Raw genomic sequence first — 7681 nt, forward strand, 5'->3', positions numbered from 1 at the left:
TAAATAATTTACAAATAACTCAGTATTCAATCAGGGATGCCACAAGAATGAGCAAAGTAACCGTTACTGACCCTTCTCAATCAAGCCAATTGTCTTATCGCGCTAAGATGTACCAATTACTTGAGGGAGATATTCATAAGAACTACTTTGCCAAGATAATTAACATTATGTTAATTATCTTAATTGTCGGTAATGTTGTTGCTGCCATGTTTGAGTCTGAGCCTGATTACCACAAGGCTTATCGACAACAATTCGCTTTATTTGAAATTATTTCTTTATCGATTTTTTTCATTGAATACCTACTACGCGTATGGTGCAACGTTGAAAACCCAACTTATCAACACCTCTCCACAAGTAAAGCGCGATTAAAATATTGTGTCAGCCCCATTGCCTTGATTGATCTCATTGCTATTTTGCCTTTTTTAATCGCTATGTTCTTTACCATTGATTTACGGTCATTACGCTTGCTGCGCGTATTACGTTTACTTAAATTAAATCATTACTTTAAAGGCTTTAATATTTTTACTACAGTAATTATTAAAGAACTAAAAACCATGACCGCGGCGATGATGGTTATGATATTTCTCATTATTATTGCTGCAAGTTTAATGCATGCTATTGAAGGTAAATTACAACCTGCAGTATTTGGCAGTATTTTAAAGTCGCTATGGTGGTCTGTTGTTACCATGACAACCGTTGGTTATGGCGACGTTGTGCCGGTTACTGTTTTTGGTAAAGTTGTTGCCGCTTTTATTATGTTAATTGGTGTCGGTTTAGTCGCATTGCCTGCCGGTATGTTAGCAGCACGCTTTGGTGAAGAGTTAAGAGAAAGGAAAACCAACTTAAATGATCATATAGAAGATGCCTTAGGTGATGGTTATATTGATCAAACTGAATATCAAGCCTTAGTAAAGCTCGCTACTAAACTTGATATAGACCCTGAAGAGCTGCAACGAAGTATTGAACGTATCAAAGAGGAGCACCACAATGATATATGCCCTCATTGTGGGAAATAAACAATAACGTTTATTTAAGGTAAATAACTTCATGAGACTATTTAAGCACTTAGAAGCCTTTATATTGAATCTTACATAGAAAGCTTTTTTAAGACAAATTTCATCTAACCTTATGTGACGTGTGTTGTAGACTTATAAGTGTTCCAACCTAAATCAAGGTGCCTTATGAGTGCAATACAAAAGTGCCAAACACAGTATTTAATGCAAATTATTAATGCTAATAATGAGGCTCAAGCACACATCTATTTAGAGCAAATATTACTTTTCCCTATCGATACACAAGATAAAATAATTGATGAAATTAGTCGTTTACCACAATGTAATAGTAACTCTGTTGCTGCAATTATTGGTCGTTACTCACGAGGAGGTGTAAAAGAGTAATCGTAGTATATTATTCAATTGAATACTTGATATCACTAATAGCGCCTCAAGTAGCTAAAGATAGGAAATAATTAAGTGCTCTGAGCAATATTTTTACGTAAGGCTCTGTTAACCGTATTTATAGAGAATTACACTTTCTTCACTTGCAAAATCAAACAATTAAAAGCATGATAAAAAGTGATATAAAGTGAAGAGTGTTTAGTTATGAGTAATCAATTCCTGTTTTCGAACACGTATAAAATAAAAATAAACGCGTGTTTAATCGTGTTATTTTGTCTTTTTTTCACCAGTAATTACAGCATAAAAGCTAACGCATTCACTATCAACTCTGAGTGGTTTCAAGAAGCGCTTTTTAAAGCCGATACTCTTAATGATAAAAACCCCTTACTCGCTTTAGAGTATGTTCGCGATCTTCTTGATAAACATAAAGATAGCCTATCTCCTTTATCTGAATCAGCTTTACTTGCTAGATTAGCCGAATATCATTTTTATTTAGGCGATTTAGAAAAGAGTCTTAATCATATTAATCAGTTTTATCGTTTAAAAACCGATTTAACAAACCATGATGGTATTTCATTATTATTAACGCATGGCGGAGTGCTTGATGAGCTAGGCAAACCTAAAGAAGCGATGGCACTATATTTACAAGCTGAAAAAAATGCAAAAGAGAGTGAAAATGATGTATTAGTTGGTGAAACTTATGCGGTAATCGCCAATTCATACCTATACAATCATGACGATAGTGAGGCGTTAAAATACTTTCATCAAGCTTATTTACATATTGAAGCGTTAGATGACAAGCTAGAGCTTGCCTATTTAAAAATACAAATGTCTCATGCTTACTCCAATGTATATGATTATGAAAGAGCTATTAGTTTAGCTAACGAAGCGATTGAGTACTTAAATCAGCATCAATACTTTTTTGATGAAGTATCTGCACATAATACCCTCGCGCATACCTATATGAAAATGAATGCTTATGACGATGCCATTGAAAGTTACCAGCGTATTGTTGAGTTATCTTCTGTCGTTGAAGGTCATGCTATTCATGTTGCGTACTCAGGTATGGCAAAATCTTACCTTTGGAAAGGTGAAGATGTTAAAGCGCAACACTATTTTGCTTTGTATAAAGAAAAGCGCCCAAACTCCGACAATCCTTTTAGGAAGTTAGATGATATTGTTTTAACTGCTTTAATTGCATTTTCTGAAAAAGATATTCCTTTAACACATAGTTATCTACAGCAAGCAGACGATCTACTAGCAACTATAGATAAAAAAAAAGTACTATCATGGTATGCCAAGGTTTTAAACTTAAAAGCTGAAATCGCTGTATTTAATAACGATTACCAAAGTGCTTATCAATATCAAAAGGATGCCCATGAGCTTGTCAGCAGCTATCAAAATACAGAGCGAGAAGTAATTCGCTCTAAATACAAAATCATGTTTGATACCGATCAAGCACTGTTAAAAAATCAACTACTGGAGCGTGATAAGTTACTAGATAAAGCCGCGCTTGAAAATGCAGAACAAAAGCAAGAGCTTCAAACACTTTTCATTATTCTCGTCTCTCTTTTTGCCCTAAGCCTAACCTTTTTTATCTACCGTCAAAGCAGAACGAGTAAAGTACTACATAAATTGGCAAATACCGATACCTTAACTGAGTTGGCTAATCGCAGATATACTTTCAGCTATGCTGAAAAGATACTTGAACAAGCCAAAAATGAGCAGCATAACTTTGCAATTATCGCTTTTGACATAGATCACTTTAAAAAAGTAAATGACACCTACGGGCATACCACTGGTGATATAGTGTTGAAGAAAATAGCCACTATTGGCAATGAATACGTAAGAGCGAATGATATATTAGGTCGCATAGGTGGAGAGGAGTTTTTAGTGGTGTTACCTAATACTTCTGCAACACAAGCTTATGAAATAGCAGAAAGAATTAGAAAAGCCATAGAGAATAAGCCCATCGTGGTAGACAAGCATACAATTAACATATCTGCTAGCTTTGGCATTGCAGAGCTATCCTCTTCAAAAATAACTTTCAACCAACTATTTAATCAAGCAGATATAGCCTTATATCAAGCAAAAGACAATGGCAGAAACTGTATTATCGTTGCTAGTTAATTAAACTAAAAAGGTTAACTTGAGAGCTGTTGTACTCTTAACTTTGCTACTTGGTCTCGTATCGATGCCGCTTGCTCAAATTCTAGGTTTTGCGCGTGGTTTAACATCTGTTTCTCAAGCGCAGTAATTTTATCGTCAATTTGCTTAGTACTGAGTACCTCTTCATCAACATTATACTGAGCAATAGACTCTGCTACTTTATTAAGCTGCTTTTTATCACTGTATGTACCAACATCCATCACATCAGTGATTTTACGAATGACCCCTTGCGGCGTGATATTGTTATCAAGGTTAAATTGATGCTGCTTAGCTCGTCTTCGCTCTGTTTCATCAATGGCAAAACGCATTGATTTAGTTACTCGGTCGGCATACAAAATAGCTCGTCCGTTCAAATTACGAGCCGCACGACCAATGGTTTGTATCAATGAACGCTCTGAGCGTAAAAAGCCTTCTTTATCGGCATCAAGAATAGCAACGAGAGAAACCTCGGGCATATCAAGCCCTTCTCGGAGCAAGTTAATGCCGACCAAAACATCAAACTTACCTAAACGGAAATCTCGAATAATTTCCATACGCTCTACAGTATCAACATCAGAGTGAAGGTAACGTGTTTTAATACCATGCTCATCTAAATAATCAGTTAAATCTTCTGCCATACGTTTAGTTAACGTAGTTGCTAAAACTCGTTCATTAAGTGGTAAGCGTTTATGTATTTCTGACAGTAAGTCATCAACTTGTGTTTCTACTGGCCGCACTTCAATTTCAGGGTCGAGTAAACCGGTTGGTCGAACAACTTGCTCAGCAACATCGCCTGCCGACTTGTCTATTTCATACTGGCTAGGCGTTGCCGAAACATAAATGGTTTGCGGAGATAAAGCTTCAAACTCTTCAAATTTCATCGGGCGGTTATCGAGCGCTGATGGTAATCTAAAACCGTACTCTACTAAGTTTTCTTTACGTGAGCGATCACCTTTATACATAGCGCCAATCTGCGGTACTGTAACATGCGACTCATCAATAATAAGTAAACCATCATCCGGTAAGTAGTCAAATAATGTAGGTGGTGCTTCACCAGCGCCGCGGCCTGATAAATAACGAGAGTAGTTTTCTATACCTGAGCAATAGCCAAGCTCAGTCATCATTTCAATATCGAACTGTGTTCTTTGTGATATTCGCTGCTCTTCAACTAATTTATTATTACTTTTAAGCTGCTCTGAGCGATGCTTTAACTCTATTTTAATTTGCTCAACCGCTGCTAATATTTTTTCTCGTGGGGTAGCATAATGCGTTTTAGGGTATACCGTAACACGTGCGAGCGTACGCTCAACTTGCCCAGTTAAGGGATCAAATTGACTAATACGCTCTATTTCTTCATCAAAAAGCTCCACTCGTAGTGCTAAACGATCTGACTCGGCAGGAAAAATATCAATAACATCACCGCGAACACGGTAGGTAGCTCGCGCAAAAGCGACATCATTACGTGTATATTGTAATTCAGCTAAACGGCGTAAAATATCACGCTGGTTAATGATGTCGCCTTGACTGATATGGAGCATCATTTTTAAATAAGAGTCAGGATCACCTAAACCATAAATAGCGGATACCGAAGCAATAATAATAACATCACGTCGCTCTAATAATGCTTTGGTTGCAGACAAACGCATTTGTTCAATATGTTCATTAACCGAAGCATCTTTTTCAATAAAGGTATCTGTTGTTGGCACATATGCTTCTGGCTGATAGTAATCGTAGTATGAAACGAAGTACTCTACTGCATTATCAGGAAAAAACTCTTTCATTTCCCCATAAAGCTGCGCGGCTAAAGTTTTATTAGGCGCCAACATCATGGTGGGTCTATTGAGCTTTTCAATCACATTAGCGATAGTAAAAGTTTTACCTGAGCCTGTTACACCGAGCAATGTTTGATGCGCTAATCCAGAGTCAATACCTGAAAGTAACTGCTTTATTGCTGTTGGTTGGTCACCACTTGGCGTGTAATCAGAGCATAAGGTTAAAGATTTCATCAAGTATGCTCCTGAAGTAAGCAGTTATCATTAGAAAATTGTTTTATAAATAAACGATAAGAAATCATAGCCATGACTAAAATACCAACTAGTGCACCAATAAATAGCCCCGTTAGTCCATAAAAATAACTTCCAATAAAAGCTAACGGTATATAACAAACAAACAAGCGAATAACACTTAACACCAAAGCGACCATGGGTTTATGTAGCGCATTAAAAGAAGAGTTAGTTAAAATAATAACCCCTTGTAACCCGTAACCTAACGGTAGGATCCAAATAAACAAGGTAATAAGCTCAGCTACGGCTTGCTCTTTGGCAAATATACTTGCTATCCATGGTGCACTCACCGCTAGAATAATATAAATAAGTATTTGCCAAGCAAGCACGAATTTTATCGTGCTTTTATAAGCTTGTTCAACCCGGGATAACTGCCCTGCACCAAAGTTCTGACTAATAAAAGGCGGTAAAGTCATAGACAGTGCCAATAACACCAAACAGGCTATGGACTCAATTCTTGAGCCGACACCAAAAGCGGCCACTGCAGACTCACCGTAACCGGCAACAATCGCGGTCATTATTGCTGCTGCAATAGGAGTTAACATATTAGCCCCTGCTGCAGGTAAACCAATTTTTAAAATATTACGACAAGCAGACAGTAATTGCTTGCTGGGAATAAACGAAGTGTGAATAAGGTTTAGTTTGGTTGTTAATACATAAAAAACAAAGACAAGACCAAAGATCCATGACACCAAAGTAGCAATAGCAGCTCCTTGAATTCCCATAGCAGGAATAGGACCAACACCAAAAATAAAGATAGGGTCTAATATTGCATTAATAAGCCCTGCACTTCCCATAATAATGCTCGGGGTCTTGGTATCACCTGAGGCACGCAAAATAGCATTACCTATCATAGGGCCAATTAAACAAACACTACCAACATACCAAATATCCATATATTGATGAATTAGCGGTAATACTGACGCTTGGGCTCCCAATAACATAAAGAGCTCATCGGTAACTAAATAGCCGACAAAGGAAATTGCCGCAACAACAATTGCCGCAAGATAAAGCGCGGCCGTAGCAGCGTCTTTAGCAGATTCGTGATCTTTTCGCCCTAAGTATTTAGCAATGACTGCTGAAGTGCCTATACCTAAACCAATAGTTAAGCTAATTACAGTGAACGTAACGGGAAAAGTAAAACTAATAGCAGCTAAAGGCTGCGTACCTAATAAACTAACAAAGAAAGTATCAACTAGATTAAAGGTCATTAATAATACCATGCCGTAAATCATAGGTATCGTCATGCGTTTTAGGGTATTAGCAACAGGATCTTCAAGTAGGTCAACTTGCTTTGTATTATTTGTCATTAAGTTATCGGTAATATTTAGGGGAAGCACTAATTTATAGTTATTATTGTAAAAGAATTACGATGGTTTACCTAGCCTAGTTTACTTTTTAAATGTTACAAATAATCAAAAAATCCTTGTTATTCACACCATTTAAGCAATACTAAATTACAATGTCATAAAATAAGGTAATAAAAAAACACACAATATTTTTCCCAAATTTGTAACTGATTAAAAAACAATCCACCAAATATAAAAAACACGAAAAACACATTACCAACTGATTTTAAAAGAAAAAATATAAAATCAATTTTATGTTGACTTAGCGCAAGCTCAATAGAATGGAAAGTGCCCTACTTTGTAACACTTTAACTCACAAAGTTATCCACAGCTTTAGTGGATAACTGTATGAATTGCGTGTTCATTTAGCGACGCTATAAAATATACAAACGAGATAAGTGAAAAAGCAATGACAATAGTATTGCTGATGAAAAAAGCAACGCTAATGAGCATTTAATAGGCGTTGATGTTTATATTTCCATCAAAAATAAAATATTTAATTTTTTTTTATTTTTTGTGTTGACACTCAGCCCACAGGTCTTTAATATTCCGCCCCGTTAGCCGAGACGGTTAGCAAGCTTATCGAAAGAAAAGCAGTTATAATTCCCCAATAGCTCAGTTGGTAGAGCGATGGACTGTTAATCCATGTGTCACTGGTTCAAGCCCAGTTTGGGGAGCCACATTCTTCTTGTAAACAGAAGTAAAAAGTTTATTCCCCAATAGC

At 36.6% G+C, this 7681-nt stretch carries 5 protein-coding genes and 1 tRNA gene; 4 read left to right on the forward strand and 2 right to left on the reverse strand.

Annotated features, from left to right (window positions below; genetic code table 11):
- Positions 1-47 precede the first annotated feature (47 nt).
- The 3 genes from KO495_RS08580 to KO495_RS17525 all read left to right on the forward strand — a co-directional run bounded on the left by KO495_RS08580 (position 48) and on the right by KO495_RS17525 (position 3527).
- A complete protein-coding gene (locus KO495_RS08580; protein ID WP_215979998.1) occupies positions 48-1016 on the forward strand; it encodes an ion transporter in 969 nt (322 codons plus the stop codon).
- A gap of 165 nt (positions 1017-1181) precedes the next feature.
- Complete coding sequence (locus KO495_RS08585; protein WP_215979999.1) at positions 1182-1397, forward strand: hypothetical protein; 216 nt, start codon at positions 1182-1184, stop codon at positions 1395-1397.
- A gap of 264 nt (positions 1398-1661) precedes the next feature.
- Complete coding sequence (locus tag KO495_RS17525) at positions 1662-3527, forward strand: GGDEF domain-containing protein (RefSeq protein ID WP_215980000.1); 1866 nt, start codon at positions 1662-1664, stop codon at positions 3525-3527.
- A gap of 14 nt (positions 3528-3541) precedes the next feature.
- Here the strand turns inward: KO495_RS17525 and uvrB are convergent, their stop codons facing one another.
- Positions 3542-5551, reverse strand: a complete 2010-nt coding sequence (gene uvrB / locus KO495_RS08595; RefSeq protein ID WP_215980001.1) for an excinuclease ABC subunit UvrB — start codon at positions 5549-5551, stop codon at positions 3542-3544.
- Positions 5551-6918: an MATE family efflux transporter gene (locus KO495_RS08600; RefSeq protein WP_215980002.1), complete on the reverse strand. Its 1368-nt coding sequence runs from the start codon at positions 6916-6918 to the stop codon at positions 5551-5553. The genes uvrB and KO495_RS08600 overlap by 1 nt, the downstream gene beginning before the upstream one ends.
- A 643-nt stretch (positions 6919-7561) precedes the next feature.
- Between KO495_RS08600 and KO495_RS08605 the strand changes: the two genes are divergently transcribed.
- Positions 7562-7637: transfer RNA gene (locus KO495_RS08605), tRNA-Asn, on the forward strand.
- The last annotated feature ends 44 nt before the right edge of the window (positions 7638-7681 follow it).

The organism is Colwellia sp. D2M02 (assembly GCF_018860755.1).
Taxonomy (GTDB): Bacteria; Pseudomonadota; Gammaproteobacteria; order Enterobacterales; family Alteromonadaceae; genus Colwellia; species Colwellia asteriadis.